Source organism: Actinoplanes auranticolor, from assembly GCF_018332655.1.
Lineage (GTDB): Bacteria > Actinomycetota > Actinomycetes > Mycobacteriales > Micromonosporaceae > Actinoplanes > Actinoplanes auranticolor.
In genome coordinates, this window is the sequence record NZ_BOQL01000132.1 from 1 (window position 1) to 709 (window position 709).

Consider the following 709-nt stretch of genomic DNA (forward strand, 5'->3'; position numbering starts at 1 on the left):
TTCACGGCCTTCTGTCGCCGTGACAACCTCGGCCGGTACCGGTGTCGTTTGAACGGCGTGCGGATGGCGCCGCCTGCACCTTGATATGCCTTGTCGGCGAAGGTCATCACGTCAGCGCTGGTCAGTGCGTTGGTGATGCCGTGGGTCCGGGCGGCGGTCAGGTCGTGTGCCGAGCCGGGCAGTGCGGCCGACGCCCAGACGAGGCGGCCGGCTGGATCTGCGATGACTTGGACGTTCATGCCGTGCCGGCGGTGTTTGCCGGAGTAGTACGGCTTCTGATCATGCACGCGGTCGATCGGGATCAGGGTGCCGTCGAGGATCGCGTACGCCAGCCGACGGATCCTGCTCATTGCCGTTTGTAGGTCCTCGGCGGTCGCGGCGAGCAGGGCGATTGCCTCGCGGATGTAGCGCCAGGCGGTGGCCACGCCGACCTCGAACCCGGCGGCCAGACGGGTGAGGGTGTCGCCGTTGCGCAGGTGGGCCAGGGCGAGCAGTGCTTGCCGGCCGGGGTCGAGGCGTCGCCAGCGGGATCGTCGCTGGTGGCGATGGGTGCGGATCAGGCCGGCGAGGTGGTTCAGGGATCGGGTGGACAGCGGGATCGTGGCAGGGTAAGACAGCAACGAGGCTCCCGGTGGGGGCATCTTTCTTGGTCGATTGCTTGTCTTACCGGGAGCCTCGCCTCGCCCGGCTGTTGGCCTCCTCGACGCTG

The 709-nt window shown here is 68.0% G+C and carries 1 protein-coding gene; it reads right to left on the bottom strand.

Going from position 1 to position 709, the window contains the following annotated elements:
* Window positions 1–620 (bottom strand): transposase family protein (locus tag Aau02nite_RS46005; RefSeq protein ID WP_212995026.1); only part of this gene is annotated, 620 nt, incomplete at its 3' end.
* Window positions 621–709: the final 89 nt, after the last annotated feature.